This is a genomic window from Marinobacterium sedimentorum (genome assembly GCF_024267675.1).
Lineage (GTDB): Bacteria > Pseudomonadota > Gammaproteobacteria > Pseudomonadales > Balneatricaceae > Marinobacterium_A > Marinobacterium_A sedimentorum.
Genome location: NZ_JALDYX010000015.1, coordinates 1 through 20,691, shown reverse-complemented (window position 1 = coordinate 20,691; position 20,691 = coordinate 1). Strand labels below are relative to the sequence as shown.

Here is a 20,691-nt window from a genome sequence, read left to right as displayed (position 1 = left end):
AATAGGGTCTCCTAGTTAAGGGCACGATAAGGGGTTACTGCCGGTCGAGCCTCAGGTTGGGGGCCTCGCCTGGCTGGCTGCTGCGATAGGGGTTGATATCCAGCCCACCGCGGCGCACATAGCGCGCATACACCGTCAGGGATTCGGGGCGACACTGCTGCCAGATATCCATAAAGATATTCTCGACGCACTGCTCGTGAAAATCACCGTGTTCGCGGTAAGACACCAGATAGCGCAACAGCCCTTCGCGTTCGATCTGCGGGCCTGTGTAGCTTACCTGGATACTGGCCCAGTCCGGCTGGCCCGTTACCGGGCAGTTGGACTTGAGTAGATGACTGAAGAGGCTCTCGCTGACTACATTTTCGCCGGCACCGAGCAGCTCGGGCGCAGGCTGATAGTGATCAATGTCCACGTCCAGCTCGTCCAGGCAAGCGCCTTCGAAGGCGCCAATGGGCGCACTGGCATCGGGGGCCATGAGCCTGACCTGCACCTGTGCCCCTGCCGCGCTGGACAGATCCTGCATCATCAGCGCACTAACCACAGCCTCGCTGTCAAAGCGGCTCAGGTTGAAGGAGTTGAGATAGAGCTTGAACGACTTGGATTCAATGATATGGCTGGAGCTGGCGGGAATTCGAAACTCTGCCAGACGCACCACCGGCTTGCCGCGGCCATTGAGCCAGGACACCTCGTAGGCATTCCAGATGTCTTCGCCGGCAAAGGGCAGACTGGCCTGGTCGATGCCCCGCTTTTCCCAGTTGAGGTTGCGCGCGATCGGGTAAAGCTGACCGGCGTCGTAGGTGTTGACATAGGCGGTGCCCTGTCCCAGCGGGGACTGGTGCAAAACCTGATCTTCGTGACTCAAGAGCGGATCCCCTTGCCTTTTTGCAACAGGTACAAAGAATAGCTGAACAGCACCGCGATGACGGCCAGCAGCATGCTGAAAGCGAAGACGATATTGATGTCACTGACGCCCAGAATGCCGTAGCGGAACGTATTCACCATATACAGAATGGGGTTCAGCATCGACACCCCCTGCCAAAATTCCGGCAGCAGCTGAATAGAATAGAACACACCGCCCAGATAGGTCAGCGGCGTCAGTATGAAGGTGGGCACGATGGAAATATCATCGAAGGAATTGGCATAGATAGCATTGATAAAGCCGCCCAGCGAAAACAGGATCGAGGTCATCAGCACGATGCTGATGGTCACAAACAGATGATGCACCTGCAGGTCGGTGAAGAACAGTGACAGCAGCGTCACGATCAGGCCCACGCCCACGCCACGGGATACACCGCCCACCACATAGCCACTGAGGATGATCCAGTTGGGAATGGGCGATACCAGCAATTCCTCGACATTGCGCTGGAATTTGGTGCCGTAAAAGGACGACACCACATTGCCGTAGGAATTGGTGATCACGGACATCATGATCAGGCCTGGCACTATGTATTCCATGTAATCGAAGCCGCCCATCTCGCCAATGCGACTGCCGATCAGGTTGCCGAATATAATGAAATACAGCGTCATGGTGATGGCCGGCGGCAGCAGTGTCTGCGGCCAGATACGCATGAATCGGCGTATTTCCTTGACGACTATCGTCCAGAAGGCAATAAAGAGCTCCCGCGGTTTCATGCACTCTCCTGTTAAAACTTGAACAAAATAATCGCCGGTGATCATGCACACGGCGGACTTGCCAATTTCTGCCACACCTCTCAGGCGCTCTTCTCGTCCTTGAGGTTTTTGTCCACCAGGCTGACGAACAGCTCTTCCAGCCGGTTAGCCTTGTTGCGCATGCTTTGCACTTCAATGCGTTGCTGCGACAGCTCGGCGAAAAGCCCGCTCAGCCCCTGGGTTTTCTCCACATCCACCACCAGCGTATGGTCGTCTTCGAGGCGCGCCTTGTATCCATTCAGTGCCGGCAAGACGCTCTGGGGCGGGTCTATGTCCAGAATGAAGGTCTCGGTATTCAGCTGCTGCAACAGCGCCTTGATGCTGGTGTTCTTGACGATGCGGCCATGGTCGATAATTGCAATATTGCGACACAGGCTCTCGGCCTCTTCCAGATAGTGCGTGGTCAGAATGATGGTGGTGCCGGCGCGGTTGATTTCCTGCAGGAAGGCCCACATGGAGCGACGCAGCTCGATATCCACACCCGCCGTGGGCTCATCCAGAATCAGCACCCTGGGCTCGTGCACCAGTGCCCTGGCAATCATCAGGCGTCGCTTCATGCCGCCGGAAAGCATGCGCGACACCTGGTTGCGCTTATCCCAGAGACCGAGTTTTTTCAGATAGAACTCCGCCCGCTCCCGCGCAAGACGTGGCGCTATGCCGTAATAGCCCGCCTGGGTGGTGACTATATCCATCACCTTCTCAAACTGGTTGAAGTTGAACTCCTGTGGTACTACGCCAAGACACATCTTGGCCTGGGCGTGGGCCTTGTCCAGGCTGTGACCAAAGACCTCTACCTCCCCCGAGCTCTTGTTGACCAGCGAGGATACGATCCCCAGGGTGGTGGACTTGCCGGCGCCATTGGGCCCCAGCAGCGCAAAGAAGTCGCCCTGCTGCACTTCCAGCGAAACGCCCTTGAGGGCTTCAAAGCCGTTGTCATAGGTTTTACAAAGATTGCGTATCGATAGCGCAGCGGTCATGTATTCATCCTGTCTGTTCGGCCCGCGGGAGCCGCTGAATGGGTGTCGACAGGCCCGTGGGGCCTGGATGCGCCTTGCAGCTGCAGGTGCGACGGCTTCAGAGGCTCACTATATGCGGCCACAGGGCCTCAATTTCAACCTCGAACGGCCCCGCGGGAATGCCCACACCACTCCCGCAGCCTGCAAAATCGCGCTGAACAATGCTCGCCCCGGCCCCATCCTTTGCTAAAATAGCGCCCCTTCAACCGAGGGTAGCCACCGATGATTGCCGATTATCACCAGTTCCAGCTCAATCTGCTCAAAGTCGCCAGCAACAACCTGCTGCGCCAGGCGCCATTCAACCAGGCCGAGCTGGGGGAAAACGAGATCGAGTTTCAACAGCAACTGATTGCCCTGGTGGCGGACCTTGAGCACATGCGCGGGGATTATATCGAATCCGGCCAGCAAATTCTGGCCCGTCTGGTACGACATTACCCGGACCTGGTGCCGCTGGTGCCCCGCGACCTGTTCTGGCTCTTTGGTGGCGAGCTGCTGCATTTCATGCCGGACGATGAAATCGAGATATTCCAGCAGCTGGATGAAGCACGCTATGCTGCAGAATCCGCCGGTGAAACCTTCAATTACGAAGAATCCCGCGCACGACTGCTGGGCCTGCACTGACAGACCGACATCAACCGGCCCCTGCTCCCTCGCCCGCCGGGAACCAGAGTATTCCCGGAGAAAGCCTCCGGGGCGGTGCCCGCTACAGCGGCACTGTCAATCCGCGAGGGTCGAGTAAACGCCGGCGCGACGGAACGGGCTCAGCGCGCCGCGATGCTCTTTATATTCGAACCCGGGCATCGGCTCTGCCTGGGTAATGCAGAACAGCTGCCGCCCTGCCGCCTGACGTTACTTGCCCGGCGCTTGTCTGAACACTATCTCCAAGTATTTCAATAGATTGAAGCCCGCGCTTTCAAACATCTGTTTAAATATTTGAACCCCCCTGCCTCTGCGACTAGTCTTTACCCCACTCAATAGCTGTGGACAGCCGTCCTTAATATAGAAAAATCTGAAAATCCAGAAAAAATACCCCTGACAATTAACAATAACTTCAAAGGGAATTGACCATGAGTAACCGATTTTCATGCGGGACCCTAGGCCTCGCTGCGCTGCTGTCACTGGCAGGTTTTTCGGCCGGGGCAGCGCAATCCGGCACCAGCCCGGACGACAACTGCACCGCGATCGAAGGCTGGTTTCCCCATGATCAGACACCGGAGCCCGACAGCGCGAATTTCACGCCCGACTCGGCCTGTTCCTTTCATCGCTGGTCCTGGCAGATGTTTCTCTGGCTGACCCAGGAGGTCGACGGCAAACCGCGCTTTCTCTCGTTTCAGTCCCCCTACACACTGCTGGACCTGGACAACCGCTCAAGCATGCTGCCCCGGCTGGAGAAATCGGCCTCGCCCAGAGCGCTGGATGAATACCTCCAGGCCGGCACTGAAGGCATCATGATCGATCAAAATGGGCGGTCGCTTTATTATTCCCAGTACCTGAACGACACCTTCATATCCTTTATTCAGGACCAGAAACTGCTCGATCCTGAAGTCGTCCGGCAGTTCAATCCGCAAACCCCCTTCCCGGTCGATACACTGGAACTCAAGGCATCCTGGAAAGTCGTCATGCCGGGTGAAAACACGGATGGTTTTTTCACCATGCCCTCGTCCGTCTACAAGCTGGTCAACCGGGACGGCGCCATTGTCGTCGACGACACCCAGCCAATAGACGCCACCCTGGCACTGGTGGGTTTCCATATCGGCGGCGTGGTCAAGGATCATCCGGAGATGATCTGGGCCACCTTCGAGCATAAGGACAATGCCCCCGATGTACCGGCCACATTCGATGCCGATACCCTTATATCTGACCGGGACTGGACCTTCTACAAGGCCAACACCCCCTATTCGGGCTGCAACATCAATCCCGCCAAGTCCGTCGAACTCAAGCTGGACGAGGCATCACAGACGTTGTCGCCGATCACCCAGATCTGCCGCCGTTATGCCTTTGGCAACGATCCCAACCAGACGACACAGAGCGTCCCGACCAACATTGCCGACGTCAAGCGCCTGAACAGCAGCGTGCTGTCACAACTGTCCGGCGAGGATGTCTGGTCCAACTATTTCCAGGTGGGCGCCATCTGGTTTGCGCCCGGCGCCACCCTTGAGCCCAATATGACCCTGGCGACCGATACCGAAGACGGCAAGCAGCTGTTGACCGGTTCGCTGAAACTGTCCAATGCGGCGGTCGAAACCTTCACCCAGTCCCAGAGCACGATGAACAACTGCTTTCGTTGCCACAACACCCTGCAACGCTTTCCCCCGACGACGTCGCTCGATCCACTGCCGGGCCTCAACCTGAACATCAGCCACGCCTTCGTGAATCTGTATTTCTGGTCGCAGGAGCTGGCGCAGCAAAAAAAGGCCGGCACCAACTAGGCCGGCCGCCTGTGCATTCATCGGGCCATACCATTTTCATCGAATTACAGGGTGCATCCTCATGAGCAACAGCATTTTTCGCATTCATCCCGCCATCAATTTTGGCCGCGTCGGCAACAGCGACGATTTCTATCTGGCACCGGAAACCGCCGCCGGTGAAGTGCTGGACAAAACCAGCGGACTCTTTGGCGGGCTGCCGATCCAGCCGGGCACCGAGGACAGGCCAATCGACGCCCAGGCGTTGCGCGATGCCAGCCAGAATGTCGTGCGCCAGGCCGCGCGCTATCGCATTTTTACTTACAGCGCCGAACAGCACAGCTACCCGTCCGAGGATCCCGGCAGGGAGATCAAGGTCGGCGATTGCATCGACGGCAAGACGGTCACTGATATTGTCTGGACCGTCCATCTGGCCAACAAGAAGAACAACAACTTCAAAATTACCAGCGGCAATGGCCAGGAAGAAGGCATCGAAGCCTACCAGGACAACGCTACCCCGCCGCTGCGCAACCCCAGCTATGGCAACTCCCTGGGCGATGCGACCCGGCGTACCCGGCTGGTTATCGATGCCGGCCCCCGGGCGATCCGCGCGACGGACAGCGCACAGAGGGTGATCGCGTTCAGCGCCGATTCGCCCTGCAGCTATAGCGACGCCAATGGCGCGATCCAGCCGCTGCCCGATTACCCGGTGAGTTTTCCGGGCGACCATTTCCAGAACCTGAACCCGGAGCTGGGCTGCATCAAATCGCTCGGCGATCTGAGGATCGAGGCGGGTACCGGTCGGCTGATCGTGGCCGGCGGTTTTGGCGAGGCCTTCTCCTTTGTCGATGCCGATGGCAAAAAGCCGACACTCGAGAACGCTATCGACAACGATGGCTGGTTCGACGATGTCGCGGATGGCCCGGTGGACGCCATGATCCTGTTCGATGATGGCTCGGCGGTCAGCGCCACCGGCGCCTGGTTCGTCTCCACGGACCCCGCCTATGCACCGCAAACCCGCAACGTGGTCTCGACCTGGGACGATGTCTTCAGCACCTGGGTCGAGGAGCTGGCGCTGATCCCGTCGCTGTTCAGCAATGGTGAATACAACCCCGATTACCAGGCGTCTTTCAATCAGGATATCCTGCCGGTCTTTCACGGTGCCTTTCTGCAGCGCTGGAATACCAACCTCCCGGCACAGGGCGTACAGGGCCACAACTGGGTCGCCGCGATCAAACCATCCGACGATCCTAAAGCCAAGATCCCCAACTTCCAGTCGCTGATTCGCGACCCCAACGCCAGCGAAGAAGACAGCCAGGGCGTGAAGATGCCGCTGGCACTGGGCGATGCCCAGAAAAGCTTTCTGTCACTCACCCGCACCCAGTATTTCCTGATGATGCAGTGGTACAACGGCAAAAGCCTGGAGTCGGGTGCCCCCCTGGGCGCCGGCGAAAAACTCGACCGGGTGGTGCTGGAAAACTGCCTGGGCGGGCGCTACTCTCCCGGTATCGACCTGACCTTCATCGTGCGGGATATCAATCTGTACCAGCAGCCGTGGCAGGGCGTCACCGGACCGCTGCGCATCAATCGCAAACCACTGAACTATGCCGCCACTACCCGGAGTCAGCCCTTTCTGGATGTCGGCTATGTACCGCTTCGCAGCACGCCGGTCGAACCGGGTGACCTGAGCAAGTTCATGTCCCAGCCCTGGCACACGGACTACAACAGCTGCGCCGTGCACACGCCGGACCCCAACCCGTCGGCCAACAATACCCTCTACTGGTCATGGCCCGCGCAGCGGCCGGTGCAGGTGCATCCCGTGGACGCCTGCACCTTCGATGCACAACGCAAGGCCTGGAACCTGGGCGGACAGGTGTTCAGCATCCGGGGCGACGGCGAGGGCGCAGAGAACCTCACCCACACCAACCTGCCGCAGAACGAAGGGCGCTATCAGCGATATATCGACTTCATGCACAACTGGCACAAAACCGGCTTTATCATCCAGGGCAGCCAGATAGCCGACGGCCAGGGCGGCGACTACGGCAGTGACAAGTTCCTCGAAGTCGCGAGCCTGTACAGCGCCAATGGCGATATAGTGCAGCCCTGGCCCACGTCTGTGACACCGACAAAGTCGGACGCCTGAGTGCATCAAGGGTTGATGACAGCATGAACTCGAGCGACAGCACCCGGCTGCCCACCGCCATTATCGGCGCCGGGCCCGCCGGGCTTGCCACCGCGATCTCACTGCAGCGCCAAGGCTACCCTTTCCCCCTGCTGCTGTTCGATGCCGGGCGGGCACTGTCCCCCCGGATAGGCGAATCCATCCCGCCGGCCGCGACACCCCCATTGAAAGACCTGCTGGGCCCCTTCGCGACGCGTCATCTGGCGCGGCACCTGGTCTGCCCCGGCAGCATGTCGGTATGGAACAGCGAGCGGCCGGGACACAATGACTTTCTGTACGATCTGTCGGGTCAGGGTTACCACCTCGACCGCGCTCTGTTTGAGCAGCAGCTCAGCCAGGCCGTCGACTGGCGCGGCATACAACACTACCAGGGGTACCGCCTGCTTCGCGCAGAATCCCGGGAGCCTGGCTACAAGCTGGTGTTCCGCACCCCGGACGCTCGCGAGGAAAGCATACGGGCGGGCTTCGTGGTCGATGCTAGCGGCTCGGCGTCGGTGTTTGCGCGCAAAACGGGCGTCGCCCGGAATCTGCTGGATGAAGTGCTGTTTGCCTGCGCGCTGTTCAGCGCGCACGACAAGGACATCAGCCTGCACCATTCACTCATCGAGGCAACCGAAAACGGCTGGTGGTACGGGGCGCGGCTGCCGGACAACCGCATGATACTGACACTCTGTTCGGACCGCGCGCAGGTGAAGCTGCACCGGTATCAGCAGCCCAGGGCCTGGCTTGACGCGCTCAAGCAGACACTATGGCTGCGCCATCAGCTGCCCTCGTCCATTAGCCAGACGCCCGCGGAAACACTCGAGATACTGCTGCGGCCGGCCTTCTCGTCGATCCTGTCCGCGGTGGCCGGCGAGCGCTGGCTGGCCGTGGGCGATGCCGCCGCCTGCTATGATCCGATCTCGTCCGCCGGCATCACCAAGGCCCTGCTGCAGGGTCAGCAGGCCGCCGCCGCGATGGTACAGTATGCGCTATCGGGGGAAGGGTCGGCCCTGGCCGGCTACCAGGACCGGGTGTTTGCGGATTTCAATCAGTATGCCGGGGTTCGGCGGCAGCTCTACCATGGCGAAAGACGCTTCTGGAACGCCCCCTTCTGGCGACGGCGGCGCGGCGACAGCGGCGATGGCCTGATCTAGTCACAGCGATCCGCTGGCGCGCCCTGATCGCATTTTTTGCACTCCAGTTCGCAGCCCAGCTTTGACGCCCGCCCCTGTTCGGTGATCACCCAGGGGCGGCTTACCCAGGGCGGGTTATGCCGCAGGTGCTGAAAATGGCCGCAGGCCAGCTGCGCCACCCAGTCATCGGCCTCATCCTGGTGATAGCCCGTAATGGGTTGCTTCATGCCAACGGCTTCATATGGAGGGCTTCATGCAGGCTGCTTCATGCGGGTTCAGTCACTGGACTCAGCGGCAACTCAAAGCTAAAGCAGGCACCTTCGCCCGGCGTACTGATGCAATTGAGGGTGCCGCCATGCTTTTCCACGATCTCCTTGGTGATCGCAAGCCCAAGCCCGGTGCCGCCTTTCTCCCGTGTATCGGAGGAATCCGCCTGGGAAAATTTCTCAAAAATGCGCCCCTGAAACTCGATCGCAACCCCCGGCCCGTTATCAGACACACTGATACGCACCCGTTTACCCAGTACACGACTTTCAATCCGAACCTGTCCTGCCTCGGGGGAGTACTTGATGGCATTGGACAGCAGATTCGCCATCACCTGCATCAGCCGGCCCTCGACCCCCAGCACACAGGCATCCTGATTCTCGGCGGGCGTCCATACGCAGCGCACGCCGTATTTGTCGGCATAGCCCTGCATCGAGGCGACGGCATTGTCGATCAGGGCTTGAATCGATAGCGGGTGCAGCTGGAAACTGTTGTCGGTGAGCTGAAGCTTGTTGATATCCAGCAGGTCATTGATCAGCTGCTCCAGCCGGTGACTGTTGTCATAGGCGATCTGCAGCATCCGCTGTGCCGGCGCCGGTACCTCACCCAGCTTGTTGCCTACTATGAGGCCAAGCGCCCCCTTGATGGACGTCAGGGGGGTACGCAGCTCATGACTGACCGTGGAAATGAATTCGTCCTTCATGCGCTCTACTTTTCTGCGCTCGCTGACATCATTGAAAACAACCACAGTACCGACCACCAGGCCGTCTTTTCGCAGCGGTGTGCGGGTGTATTCCACCGGATAGTGTGAGCCGTCGCGGCGCCAGAACTGTTCATCCTGCATTCGGCACACCTTGTCCAGAGGCGCTGCACCTGCGTCTTTAGCCATAGCGCCCTGACCGCCAGGCTGAATCAGCGAGGCCATATGAGCCCCCAGCAGCTCGTCGGCACGATATCCGAGAATCTGGCAGGCAGCCGGGTTCGAGAAAGTGACACGGCCCTCAAGGTCCAGACCGTAAATGCCTTCGCCCACGGCGTCCAGCAGCAGGCGATTGTGCCGCTCGGATTCCTGCAGCGCCTGGGTGGATTCGCTGATGCGCCAGGCCAGCAGCATCAGCAACACCAGCAGCATCATCGAGGTGATAGATGATATCAGTGCCGCCGCATAGGCTCTGGGCAACCAGCCGGCCGAGATCGCGTAGTCCGCTCCACCCACGAGGATAAAAGGCAACAGCAGTGCCAACGCAATGGCCTTCCTGACAATCAGGCTGCCAAGCCCCTGCCCCACCAGCAGAGAAAAGAAACCCGACTCTGTGCGTCTGATAATCACCAGAGTGCCAAGCAGGACGAAACAGACCAGGGTTTGCAGCGAGGTAACGGTAAAGGAGGACTGGCTGAACAGCTGCGACGCCTTGAAACTGTAGCCGGCAATAATGATCAGTATCATGGCGCCCATGACGATACTCAGACTATCGGCGACCCTGTTGCGCCAGCGGCCCCGCAGGCTGGACTCGGCAACGAGCGTCAAGCCGATGACCAGGAACAGCAATGCCGTCTGCAGGGACATGCGCCCCGGCAGATCAGCCGCCGCATCCGCCGCCAGCAGGGTATCGAGCCCAAAGGTCCGTCCGCTCAGGTGCCCCAGCAAGGCAGTGCCGGACAATAGCAGCACCAACAGCACACAGAGGCGGGCTGCGCCGCGCCGCAATCGGTTGAGCGGCGGCCCGCCCGGCTGGTAACTCCCCAGACACAGCAGGAACGCGAGCGCCGTGTTGGCCTTCATCAGGAACCAGTCACCGGGTAACTGTGCGCCCACAGACGGCAGCAACCAGCCCAGCAGTACCGGCGTCGCTATCGCCAGCACCAACACAAAACAGGTCGCCCTGACGGCATTAAGCCCCCCGCCCGGCCTGGCTTCAGGCCGGGCCGCGCGCTCAGCTGCGGCATCTGACATCGGCATACTCAAAGTCCTTTTATTCAGCGCCAGACTGCAGCGGTATAGATCAATAGTGTAGCCCCAGGATGAGGTTCAAAGGAGCCTCAGCCTTTCCCGACAGACGGCGTCGCTGTCGAGCGCGGCATTGTTCCACGGCCGCGATGCTGTCGCTAGAGTGGCCAGACCAGCAGTATCAGCGGTACCGCCAGCAGCACGATCAGAATTTCAAGCGGCAACCCCATGCGCCAGTAATCCCCGAAGGCGTATCCGCCGGGGCCCAGCACCAGGGTGTTGGACTGGTGCCCGATCGGGGTCAGAAACGCACAGGATGCCCCCACCGCCACGGCCATGAAAAACGGATCAGGGCTGACGCCCAGCCCCATGGCTATACCGTAGGCCAGCGGCGCCATGATCACGGCCGTGGCCGCATTATTGATAATGTCCGACAGGAACATGGTCACCACCAGCACCAGACCGATGACCAGATAGATCGGAATGCCGTCGGTCAGCGCCAGTACCTGGGTGGCCAGCAACTGCGTAAGCCCCGTGCTCTGCAGCGCAGACCCCACCGGAATCATGGCCGACAGCAGGATGATCACCGGCCAGTCGATGGCATTATAGAGGTTGCGCACCGGCAGAATTTCGAGCAGCAGATAGACCACAACAGCAAGAAAAAATACGATCGCCAGCGGCAGCACCTTGGCTACCCCCAGCGCAATGGCCACCGCGAAGATGGTCAGTGCGATGGCAATTTTTTTCGGCTGTCCCAGGCTGAGATTCCGCTCGGCCAACGGAATCATGCCCAGCTCACTCAGCTGCTCTTCGACATCATCGGCAGGGCCCTGCAACAGCAAAATATCACCGGCCTGGAACTGCTCGCGCCGCAGCCGCCTGCGAATCTGCCGCCCTTCCCGGGCCAGACCGACCAGCGCCAGGGAACTGCCGCTACGCCGGCGCAAAAAGGACACATCGCGCCCCTCCAGCACCGACCCTCGCTTGATAACCCCCTCCACCAGGGTGAAGTCGCCCTGGGTCAGCTCGGCAAATTTCTTGTCGGCACTGGTGACCAACTCCAGATCGTTCTTGTCGAGCAAAGGCTGAATTTCCGACGGGTCGGCCTGCAGAATCAGAATATCGCCGGCATTGAGCAGCTGTCCCGGGCGCATCGACAGCGTCTTGCCATGGCGGTGCGCCACACCCACCACCTCGATGCTGCCCTCATCCAGGCCGTCGATATCCTCCACCGGCCGGCCCACCAGGCCCGAATCTGCGGTCACTATCACTTCTGTCAGGTAGTCATCAATGGCAAACAGCTGCTCGGGCGAGCTGCTCTTGAGGCGTGCCGCCGGTATCAGGCGCCAGCCCAGCAGCGTGATAAAGAGCACGCCCATAATGGCGATGGCCACCCCCACCGGCGAGAAATCAAACATGTTGAATGACTCTCCGCTCACCTCGGCCCGCATCATGGCAATAATAATATTGGGCGGCGTACCTATGGCGGTCGTCATGCCTCCCAGAATACTGCCAAAGGCCAGCGGCATGAGAATCAGCCCCGGCGAGCGCTGGTGCTTGCTGCAGGTCGCCAGCGCAACGGGCAGCATCAGCGCCAGTGCCCCCACGTTGTTCATAAAGGCCGACGCCACCGTCACGACCGAGGTCATGATCAGGATATGGCTTAGCGGATGCTCGGTGTAGGGCAGTATCTTCTGTACGATCAGGTCCACCACGCCGGAACTGCGCAGCGCATCCGAGATCACCAGCACCGCTGCCACTGTTACGACCGCCGGGTGGCCAAAGCCTGCAAAGGCATCCTCAGCCGCCACCAGGCCTGCCAGCACGCACAGCCCCAGTGCGATCGCAGCCACCACATCATGGCGATACTTTCCCCAGACAAAGAGCACCAGCGTCAACATCAGAACTGCAGTAATCAGCCATTGGTCAGTGTTCAAGTACAAGCCCCCTGCTCACAAGCCCCTGATAATAGAGCACCGCAGGGCGAATAAACAGGCAAAGCACTATTGCGGCCCACCAGCTGGCGCCGTCGCGCGCCCTGGCTGGCGAAAAAACGAACGCGCTCTAAAGCATCATCTAGAATGCTCCAGTTCACCAGCGGTCGCCGCCAAAGACCCCGGATGCAACAACAGATCCCGCCATGAATAATACCGACACTTCTGCAAGACCAGGCAGGCGGGAAGTGGCGTCTGGACAGGCTCACTGGCGGTAAAGAATCAGGCAGGGCAATCAGAGGGCACCGCGGGGGAAAATACAGCAGCTCAGGCCCTATGCGCCCGCCTGAACCCCCTGACCGGTAACGGCAGGAGCCCCTCCCTCCGGCTGGAAGCTCAGGAAAGCCCCCGGCATTGCTCTCGCCGGAGCATGGGCCGTGGCCTGGCACTGCAGACTTATGACGCCAGCTCCTGCCACAGGCGTTCGTTGCGCTGAAGCTCGAGCGCCATGGGGTCAACACCAATATCCTTCAGTGTATGCCGATCCAGTGACGTTACTGCCGTACGCCCAGCCCGACTCCGGGACTGATGCAAGGATTTCAAGTTTTTGATAACAGATTTAAGCAACTTCATAACTGCCTCCCCGTAGCGGGTATGTCAGGTGCAGGACTCATGACCCGGTCACTCGCCCTGCCAAAATACAGACGTCTGCCAGACCAGCCAGACTTCAGAACGCCTGGGTGGGGGGTTCCAGTCCCATGGCCAGTGAGCCGGTAAACAGGTGCTGGCGCTTCTCCTGCAGCGGATGGAAATGGGATGCCATCACATCTCGCAGCAGGTTTTCGATACCCTTGCCCCGCATGAAGCCCCGACCGCCACAGGCCTCCAGAGCCTTGGCGGTCACCCGTTTGCAGGCCTCTGCAACCAGGGTTTTGCGTTTGACTATTTCATTGACCGTTGCCAGATCCGCGCTGAAGCCGAACTCGTCAACGATATCGATCATGCTGTTCAGTGCGATCTCGGCGCAGATCAGTGCGTTTTCCATCTCGCCTAGCAGATAGGGGGTTACCGGATCCAGGCTGGTGCGGCACAGATCTCGCGCGCGCTTCGCCGCCTCGCGGGCCGTGCCGTAGTACACCGACATGATCAGTGGCAGCGCCACCGGCAGTACCACGCACCACATCAGGTGGAATTCTCCCCGGGGACGGCGCATCGCAATACTGGCCTCGGGAATGAATACATTTTCCAGGCTGAGGCTGTTCGAACCCGAACCGCGCATGCCCAGCGGTGTCCAGTTATCGAGCATCTTGACCCCCTCGGCGCCCAGCGGTACCGGAAAATGCAATACCTGCCAGCCCTGTTCCGGATCCTCGTAGGGCGCCGACGTCACCAGCACATCGCCGGCCGGCGAGCCGCTGGCAAAATGCTTGACGCCATTGAAGACAAAGCCGTCCTGGATTTTCTCGAGCTGACCGTTCGACGCCAGCCAGTCCCCGGCCCCGGTGCTGACCAGCACCAGCTCCCGGGCAGCCACCTTTTCGAGCACAGCCTGGCCCGGACGGCCATTCAGGTGGTTGTAGCGATTGGCCGCCACTATGTGCTGGTGCATGGAGCAGGCCAGCGCCGTGGAGGGATGCAGTGCAGCCAGCTCCCTCAGGAAACTGCACAAATCCTGGTAGCTGTGACCTCCCCCGCCAAGCGTCTCGGGCACCAGTGCCGAAAATATTTTCTCCCGCTGCAACAGCGCATAATTTTCCTGGGAAAACCGTTCGGCCTGCTCTGCCACCTCACCATTTTCCGCAAACTGCTCACCGATTCGTTCCAGTGCTTCAGCCAGACGAGGGTCAAGTGCTCTTGTTTTCATTGGGTTATTTCCTCTATTTGTTTTTCTTTTGCAGGACTGATCACATCAGTCAAAGGTATTCATTACACAACAGCCGCCGGGCTCCTGTTTCGCTGACCTAGCGGCCGGATTATCAGGCCGGCTTCAGGCTACCTGCTGTTCAGCGTCCAGCCTGGTGAAGCGCCCGGCGGCGAAAACCAGCGGCTGCGCATCGCCCATCTCGACATGCAGCACCTCACCCACCAGCATCAGGTGATCGCCCAAGGGCACAAAACGGTAAAGCTTGCAGCTAATCCAGGCGCAGGCATCGGTGATCAACAGCGGTGCGTCCTCGCCGCCTTCAGGCCCCGGCCGACAGTCAAGGCCGGAAAACTTGTCCAGGCCGCGGGTTGCGAAGCGTTTTGCCAGTGCAGCCTGTCGCAGGTTCAACACCGACAGGCTGAAGAAGCGGCAATGGGCAAAATCGGCAAAGCTGGCGGCATTCAGATCAAGACACCAGCCCAGCAACGGTGGATCAAGGGAGATTGAAACCAGGCTATTGATGGTCATGCCCCTGGGCTGCTTATCAAGGCCGGTGGCCGTTACCACCAATACGCCGGTTGGATAGGTGCTGAGCGTCTTGCGTAAATCGGTACTATCGATATGACTTTTTATTATTCTGCACATGATGGCGCCTCCGGTTTAATCTGTAGCTTTCATGCTGTTCAGATTAATCCACCGGGGATTTTGATAATGCTTCAAAAACAGCAGGAACCAGCTACAGTTTTTGTAGTAACTAACTACTGTCGATAGTGAATTCCGGAAAACACGACCTGACATGCTTTCTTATTGGCCCGCAGGGCTAATACATAGCAAGAGGTACACCATGAGCTATTACCAATTTTGCCCCATTGCCAAAGCCATGGAAGTGCTGGGCGAACGCTGGACTCTGCTGCTGGTAAGGGAACTGCTGATGGGCTCGACCCGGTTCAACGCCTTTCAGCGCGGGCTCTGTCAGATCTCACCGAGCCTGCTGACCAAACGCCTGGGAAGCCTCGAAGAAGCCGGACTTATAGTGCGCAGACGCATTCCAGGTCAGCGGGGCTACGAGTATTTCCCGACCGAGGCCTGCAAGGAGCTGATGCCCGTCATCGAACAAGTCGGTCACTGGGGCATGCGCTGGGCGCGCAATCAGCTTGTCGAAGACGATTATGACCTCGAACTGCTGATGCTTTATCTGCAACGCAGCATCTGTACCGACAAGCTGATCGGCAATGAAACCGTTATTCGATTCAATTTCGAAGACGTCAAGGAGCACCCCTGCTGGTGGATCGTCGTGAAGGGTGCGGATGTCGATGTCTGTGTTCACGATCCCGGTAAAGAGGTGGATGTCTATTTCAACGTTGGCCTGAAGACCATGTGCCAGTTGTGGATGGGTGAGCTCAGCTACAAAAAGGCCGTTGCCGAGGGACAGCTGCAACTGGTCGGACATTCCGATCTGACCAAAAATATCGAGCGCTGGCTGAAGCCGAGCATTTTTGCAGGTATCCCGACCGCCCGGGAGATCATTGAGCCCGCGTGATACACGGGTGGACGTGCTGGTGTTTGGCGGGCCTGTATTGGCCTGAGGCCCATGGTGAAACATCCCGGCATCACCCGATGCCCCCGGCGACGCCTATTCCGGACTCCCGTGCTGATTTACAAAGTCCCACAGGGGCTCAGGATCCAGCGGGCGGCTGTAGTAATACCCCTGGATGTGATGACAGCCGTGCTTAAGCAGAAAGTCGAGCTGCTCGCTAGTTTCCACGCCCTCGGCCAGCACCCCAATGCCCAGGCTGCGGCACATGACGATAATCGCCTTGACGATCGACTCGTCATCCCTGTCCTTACCGATGTCGCGTATAAAGCTCTGATCTATTTTCAGGGTATTGATGGGCAAGCGCTTGAGGTAACTCAGTGACGAGTAGCCGGTACCGAAATCATCCATAGACAGGCTGATACCGCGTTCGCGCAACTGAATCAGCTTGCTGATGGTCAGCTCCGGCTGGCGAATCACGAAGCTTTCGGTAATTTCAAGATCCAGCAGGGCCGGCGGCAGGCCGGAATGCGCCAGCGCATCGTCCACCTCCTGCAACAGACCCTCGTGGGCTATTTGTGGGCCGGCAAGATTCACCCCCAGACGAATCGGAATCATGCCGTCGTGCTGCCACTGCGCCATCTGCCGGCAGGCCTCGTTCAACACCCAGCGCCCCAGCGGCACAATGAGGCCCATTTCCTCGGCCAGCGGAATAAAGCGCCCCGGTGACACGGCACCAAACTCGGGATGCTGCCAGCGCACCAGCGCCTCCATACCGCAGACAAGGCCACTGCGCGCATCCACCTTGGGCTGATACTGCAGGGTAAAATCGCCCCTATCCGTTGCCCGGCGCAACTCATTGGCCAGCGTAAAGCGCTCTACCCGAACACTGCCCTGTGCCGTGTGGTAGACACGGTAGCGCCCAGCACCCTGCTCCTTGGCCTCGATCATCGCCAGGTCCGCGTTCTTAACCAGATCGCTGGCATTCTGGCCGTGCTCCGGGAACAGACTGATACCAATACAGAGGGTACTGTAGATTTCGTACCCTCCAAGACGAAACGGCTCGACAAAAGCACTAATCAGGCGCTGGGCCAGCTGCGTGGCCGCCGCCGCGATATCCCGCTCGCTCTCCAGCATGAGTACAAATTCATCTGCCCCCAGACGTGCCAGATGATGCTCTTCAGCGGTAATTTCACCGATGCGCAGCGCCACAGCCTCGAGCAGCTGATCGCCCACATGGTGCCCAAGGCTGTCATTAACGCCCTTGAAATCGTCAATGTCACAACAGAGCATGGCCAGCTCCCGGCCGGATTGAGCCGCACTCTTCAACCTCTGTACCAGCGCTTCGAAAAATAGTTGGCGGTTGGGCAGGCGGGTCAGCGGATCATGATTGGCAAGCCAGTAGAGGCGACTTTCGGCGTGACGCCGCTCGGTCATGTCCAGCCCGATGGAGAGAATATAGGCATCGCGATCGCCTGCGTCACGCAGCCGCGAATGCTGCCAAGACAGGTGCAGCTCGCGCCCGTCGTCGGTCACAAAGCGTGTGTCCAGCTGCAACCGCGGACTGCGCCCCTGATACAGCGCCTGCAGCTGCGCCTGTGCATCATCGCTTTCTGCCAGCAGCCCTATATCATCGAAGCGATACCCTGGCTGCAACGGCAGGGCCAGCCCCAGCAGACGACTGCCATGCTGGTTCAGGGACTGAATAACCCCTGCGCGACTTTGCGTCAGAATCACGGCCTCCGCCGTATCAAACAGGCTGGAGACAAAGTCACGTTCGCGCTGCAGTGCCGCGCTGCGCCGCTCCAGATGAAGCGTATGGTCAGCCACGGCGTCCTCCAGCTCATCCAGCCGGCTGGCCAGCTCGCAGGCGCTGTCCGCCAGCAGATCCAGCTCGTCACTAAAGACCCGAGAACTGAATCCCACCGGCAATTGCTGCAACTCCTGCTTGCGCAGGCCGCCGACCCTGGCCAGTTGTGGCAGCTGTTCGGCCAGGCGCCCGAGATAGCCCAGCGGACGACGCAGCATCAGCGCCAACAGGATCAGGGCCAGCACAATGCCGCTAAGCGCGACGCTCATGTCGAACAGATGCCGGCTTTGCATGGCGTCCAGCGGTGCCGTGATATCACTGATAATCAGCCAGTAGGCGCGGCTGTCGGACAGATCCTGAACCAGAGGTGATAACACCAGCTCCAGCTCGCGCCCATCCACAGTCAGCCTGAAGCTGGAGCCGGGGCTTTCCAGCTGCGCCATCAGGTTCATATGGCTGAGCATTGACTCATAGCGGCCACGGTTGGTAAGCGCCATCAGACGCGGCGGCAAGCCATCGGGTTCTGAGGGCACCAGCAGCAGGCCGATATCCACGGTGCTCTGGCGATGGTACTCCAGCACCACATCATGCATCAGGCTGCCCACCAGCATGACCGCAGTCGTGCCGCCGCCGAACATCACCGGAATGGCCAGGTAACGCAGGCAATTTTGCTCGCATGAAATACTCTGTTGCGGCTGTTCAAGCTCAAGCACCCTGCGGACTACTTCTGGCTTGATAACCAGCGACTCCCCCCAGGCGCTCTGCAACTGACCATCGGCGCTATACAGCTGCACCAGATCCACCACCCCCAGCATCAGGACGTTCTCCGCGCGACTGTCCATGTCCGAGACCTGTTGCGGAAAGGGGGGGTCAGACGGCGCAGCCAGGGCGTCACTTGACGGCAGCAGCATGATCTGGGCAATGTCCAGCAGACGCCTGTAGCTCGTATCCACCGTAGCATTGAGCATGTCCAGCTGCTGTTGACTGCGCGTACTAAGCTCGGCCGCCAGCTCTCGCTGCTGGCGCGAATAGGACAGGGCTTGAGCCAGACCATAGACCAGGGACAGCGTCATCAGCAGAATTAACATCAGTTTCCATTTAAGACTGATGAAGGTGCTGCTTCTGGTCGCTCTGGTACTCATAGCGCTTCCTAAAACCGGTAGGTGGCTTGGAGCGCAAACAGATTCCAGTTGCGTTCCAGCTGCAGACTGTCCGGATTGTCCTGTCCAGGCAGCCAGAGGTCACCCCGCACACGGTGCCATTCAGCCCGCAGCAGCCAGGCAGGCGACGGCTGCCAGCCAACCCCCAGGGTCAAATCCCTGGCGTAGCGCACTGCAGACTGCGAAGGGATACCCAGCTCAGCGAGCCGCGCCTGGTAAGCCTGGCCGCTGCGGTCGTCACGATCAAGATAGGCTTCGCCATATCGCAGGATAAGGTCCCATTGCGAGGAAAAATGATACTGAGCCTGCAGGTAGTAGGCTTCCAGGTCGACCTCTGGCTTGAGCGCCACAACCCCACCCAGCTCGCTCCAGTCGATATGCTGCAACATGTACTCGGCGGTAAAGAGCCAGCGCTGATATCGCGTCTGCCCGGACAGCACGGCAATATCCACGTGCAGCTGTCCATCCCCCGGCAGGAGCACGGGAACCGGATCATCAAAAGCCTCATAATCCAGATCAAAGCTCAGCAACGAGACCCCGGCACGCCAGCGCTCCTGCGGGTCCGACAGTATCAGACGACCAATCAGAGCCCTGCCTGAATCAAACTCGCCGGGCATATCCCCCCCGAGATAGGGGTATTCGACCGCTACATCCTGCTTGGGAACCCCCATCACCAGGTCCAGGTCCAGGTTGAAGCCAGCCGCCATCCCCTGACGATAGAAACCTGCGCCATCAACGGACAACGCAATATCACGGGACATGTCGTAATAAATTTCCTGGGCCAGCAGAATCGAAGGCCGCGTAAAGGCCACATCCCGGGTGTCATTGTAAAAGCCATAGGGCACCTTTAGCCGCCCCAGGCGCAGACCGCTCTGGGTCGTGAGACTGTCCTGTAGACGCCAGTCCAGCAGCAGATAATCCACCTGCGGTGAACCGTCATTGACTTTGCCGGCACGGCGGGACATCAGCTGACCGGCGAGCAACAGGTCTGAGCGAGGTCGCCAGGATGCATTGACCGCCAGTTCATGAAAGTCGAAGCTGCCGCCTTCACTGCTGCCATAAATATTGTTGTGATCGGTGAGAAAGTAACCCTGGGTGACAAAGCCATTCATACGCAAATTAGCTGGCGATGCCGTGCCATCGGCTCGCACCGCCCAAGCCGCAATAAGCAGCATTACCCCCATCAGACAGGCCAGGCTATTTGATTTCAATGACGCGTACCCCCGCAATATCGCCAACCGCAGATTCAAGGTAGCCAATCCCGCCCTCGGTATGACTTACCCAATAGAGCATCTCTTCAGCACTGTCGACGACCCTGGGTGCCTGCACGGCGCCTGAAAAAATATACCGGTCCCAGATGCTGCGCAGCTGATAGGGAAATACACCCAGATCCTGCTTGACGAAGTTAACGTGGGCGGGATGCTGATCCTGAAATACGATCAGTGAGACGGGCTGCCCCTGGGGCCAGTGGCGATTGCGCAGGGAGAAGAGCGAAAAAAGATAGGCTGGGCTGAGGGAGTCGGTCTGAACCCCCGGATGGGCAATCACAACTTGGGACCACAGGCTTTGCGCCGGCAATATGCCAAGCACGAGTGCCAGCACCCCATAACGCAGAAAATATCCCACAATCCCTTGCTACCCCCTGATATTCCTGACAACTCTGATATTCCTGTCAAGCCGATCAATAGTATAGGAAAGAATAAGGCTGAGGCGACTCAAAAGTGAAATCTGCTTGAAATGGCGTCCCATAGGGGGTTCGAACCCCTGTTACCGCCGTGAAAGGGCGGT

At 59.3% G+C, this 20,691-nt stretch carries 16 protein-coding genes; 5 read left to right on the top strand and 11 right to left on the bottom strand.

Annotated features, from left to right (window positions below):
• Positions 1-34: 34 nt before the first annotated feature.
• The 3 genes from queF to MRS74_RS13545 all read right to left on the bottom strand — a co-directional run bounded on the left by queF (position 35) and on the right by MRS74_RS13545 (position 2,648).
• Complete coding sequence (gene queF, locus MRS74_RS13555) at positions 35-862, bottom strand: NADPH-dependent 7-cyano-7-deazaguanine reductase QueF (RefSeq protein ID WP_254580814.1); 828 nt, start codon at positions 860-862, stop codon at positions 35-37.
• Complete coding sequence (locus MRS74_RS13550; RefSeq protein ID WP_254580813.1) at positions 859-1,632, bottom strand: ABC transporter permease; 774 nt, start codon at positions 1,630-1,632, stop codon at positions 859-861. Before MRS74_RS13550 ends, queF begins: the two co-directional genes overlap by 4 nt.
• Before the next feature lie 80 nt (positions 1,633-1,712).
• Complete coding sequence (locus tag MRS74_RS13545) at positions 1,713-2,648, bottom strand: ABC transporter ATP-binding protein (RefSeq protein WP_254580812.1); 936 nt, start codon at positions 2,646-2,648, stop codon at positions 1,713-1,715.
• A 261-nt stretch (positions 2,649-2,909) separates the two neighbouring features.
• On the opposite strand from MRS74_RS13545, the gene MRS74_RS13540 reads away from it, so the two are divergent.
• From MRS74_RS13540 to MRS74_RS13525, 4 genes are all read left to right on the top strand, one after another.
• Positions 2,910-3,308 (top strand): PA2817 family protein, encoded by a 399-nt coding sequence (locus MRS74_RS13540; RefSeq protein WP_254580811.1) that lies wholly within the window; start codon positions 2,910-2,912, stop codon positions 3,306-3,308.
• Between the two features lie 446 nt (positions 3,309-3,754).
• Positions 3,755-5,116 carry a hypothetical protein gene (locus MRS74_RS13535; protein WP_254580810.1) on the top strand — a complete coding sequence of 454 codons (1,362 nt, stop codon included), beginning with the start codon at positions 3,755-3,757 and terminating at the stop codon, positions 5,114-5,116.
• 61 nt (positions 5,117-5,177) lie between these two features.
• The gene (locus MRS74_RS13530) at positions 5,178-7,235 is read left to right on the top strand and encodes a LodA/GoxA family CTQ-dependent oxidase (RefSeq protein WP_254580809.1); all 2,058 of its coding nucleotides are present in this window, start codon (positions 5,178-5,180) and stop codon (positions 7,233-7,235) included.
• Positions 7,236-7,258: 23 nt separating this feature from the next.
• Complete coding sequence (locus MRS74_RS13525; protein ID WP_254580808.1) at positions 7,259-8,410, top strand: NAD(P)/FAD-dependent oxidoreductase; 1,152 nt, start codon at positions 7,259-7,261, stop codon at positions 8,408-8,410.
• Here MRS74_RS13525 and MRS74_RS13520 read toward each other — a convergent pair.
• The 5 genes from MRS74_RS13520 to MRS74_RS13500 form a co-directional block, all read right to left on the bottom strand.
• The gene (locus tag MRS74_RS13520; protein ID WP_254580807.1) at positions 8,407-8,616 is read right to left on the bottom strand and encodes a DUF3565 domain-containing protein; all 210 of its coding nucleotides are present in this window, start codon (positions 8,614-8,616) and stop codon (positions 8,407-8,409) included. The two genes, MRS74_RS13525 and MRS74_RS13520, sit on opposite strands and share 4 nt — an antisense overlap.
• A gap of 38 nt (positions 8,617-8,654) precedes the next feature.
• Complete coding sequence (locus tag MRS74_RS13515; protein ID WP_254580806.1) at positions 8,655-10,613, bottom strand: sensor histidine kinase; 1,959 nt, start codon at positions 10,611-10,613, stop codon at positions 8,655-8,657.
• Positions 10,614-10,759: 146 nt separating this feature from the next.
• Positions 10,760-12,538, bottom strand: a complete 1,779-nt coding sequence (locus MRS74_RS13510) for an SLC13 family permease (protein WP_254580805.1) — start codon at positions 12,536-12,538, stop codon at positions 10,760-10,762.
• Between the two features lie 724 nt (positions 12,539-13,262).
• Complete coding sequence (locus MRS74_RS13505) at positions 13,263-14,399, bottom strand: acyl-CoA dehydrogenase family protein (RefSeq protein ID WP_254580804.1); 1,137 nt, start codon at positions 14,397-14,399, stop codon at positions 13,263-13,265.
• A gap of 123 nt (positions 14,400-14,522) precedes the next feature.
• Positions 14,523-15,044 carry a flavin reductase family protein gene (locus MRS74_RS13500; RefSeq protein WP_254580803.1) on the bottom strand — a complete coding sequence of 174 codons (522 nt, stop codon included), beginning with the start codon at positions 15,042-15,044 and terminating at the stop codon, positions 14,523-14,525.
• Between the two features lie 199 nt (positions 15,045-15,243).
• Here MRS74_RS13500 and MRS74_RS13495 point away from each other — a divergent pair, with 199 nt between their 5' ends.
• Positions 15,244-15,939, top strand: coding sequence for a winged helix-turn-helix transcriptional regulator (locus tag MRS74_RS13495; protein WP_254580802.1), 696 nt, complete (start codon positions 15,244-15,246; stop codon positions 15,937-15,939).
• A 93-nt stretch (positions 15,940-16,032) separates the two neighbouring features.
• Here the strand turns inward: MRS74_RS13495 and MRS74_RS13490 are convergent, their stop codons facing one another.
• The 3 genes from MRS74_RS13490 to MRS74_RS13480 form a co-directional block, all read right to left on the bottom strand.
• Positions 16,033-18,885: a bifunctional diguanylate cyclase/phosphodiesterase gene (locus tag MRS74_RS13490; protein ID WP_254580801.1), complete on the bottom strand. Its 2,853-nt coding sequence runs from the start codon at positions 18,883-18,885 to the stop codon at positions 16,033-16,035.
• 8 nt (positions 18,886-18,893) lie between these two features.
• On the bottom strand, positions 18,894-20,015 hold the full coding sequence (locus tag MRS74_RS13485) for a TonB-dependent receptor (RefSeq protein ID WP_254580800.1): 1,122 nt from the start codon (positions 20,013-20,015) through the stop codon (positions 18,894-18,896).
• 85 nt (positions 20,016-20,100) lie between these two features.
• Positions 20,101-20,529: a hypothetical protein gene (locus tag MRS74_RS13480; protein ID WP_254580799.1), complete on the bottom strand. Its 429-nt coding sequence runs from the start codon at positions 20,527-20,529 to the stop codon at positions 20,101-20,103.
• Positions 20,530-20,691 lie beyond the last annotated feature (162 nt).

Bases quoted from the DNA above. Each gene is read 5' to 3' on its own strand.
- MRS74_RS13515 (WP_254580806.1), bottom strand. From the start codon at position 10,613: ATGCCGATGTCAGATGCCGCAGCTGAGCGCGCGGCCCGGCCTGAAGCC.
- MRS74_RS13505 (WP_254580804.1), bottom strand. From the start codon at position 14,399: ATGAAAACAAGAGCACTTGACCCTCGTCTGGCTGAAGCACTGGAACGA.
- MRS74_RS13485 (WP_254580800.1), bottom strand. From the start codon at position 20,015: ATGAATGGCTTTGTCACCCAGGGTTACTTTCTCACCGATCACAACAAT.
- MRS74_RS13500 (WP_254580803.1), bottom strand. From the start codon at position 15,044: ATGTGCAGAATAATAAAAAGTCATATCGATAGTACCGATTTACGCAAG.
- MRS74_RS13495 (WP_254580802.1), top strand. From the start codon at position 15,244: ATGAGCTATTACCAATTTTGCCCCATTGCCAAAGCCATGGAAGTGCTG.
- MRS74_RS13545 (WP_254580812.1), bottom strand. From the start codon at position 2,648: ATGACCGCTGCGCTATCGATACGCAATCTTTGTAAAACCTATGACAAC.
- MRS74_RS13535 (WP_254580810.1), top strand. From the start codon at position 3,755: ATGAGTAACCGATTTTCATGCGGGACCCTAGGCCTCGCTGCGCTGCTG.
- MRS74_RS13490 (WP_254580801.1), bottom strand. From the start codon at position 18,885: ATGAGTACCAGAGCGACCAGAAGCAGCACCTTCATCAGTCTTAAATGG.
- MRS74_RS13540 (WP_254580811.1), top strand. From the start codon at position 2,910: ATGATTGCCGATTATCACCAGTTCCAGCTCAATCTGCTCAAAGTCGCC.
- MRS74_RS13520 (WP_254580807.1), bottom strand. From the start codon at position 8,616: ATGAAGCAACCCATTACGGGCTATCACCAGGATGAGGCCGATGACTGG.
- MRS74_RS13550 (WP_254580813.1), bottom strand. From the start codon at position 1,632: ATGAAACCGCGGGAGCTCTTTATTGCCTTCTGGACGATAGTCGTCAAG.
- MRS74_RS13525 (WP_254580808.1), top strand. From the start codon at position 7,259: ATGAACTCGAGCGACAGCACCCGGCTGCCCACCGCCATTATCGGCGCC.
- MRS74_RS13530 (WP_254580809.1), top strand. From the start codon at position 5,178: ATGAGCAACAGCATTTTTCGCATTCATCCCGCCATCAATTTTGGCCGC.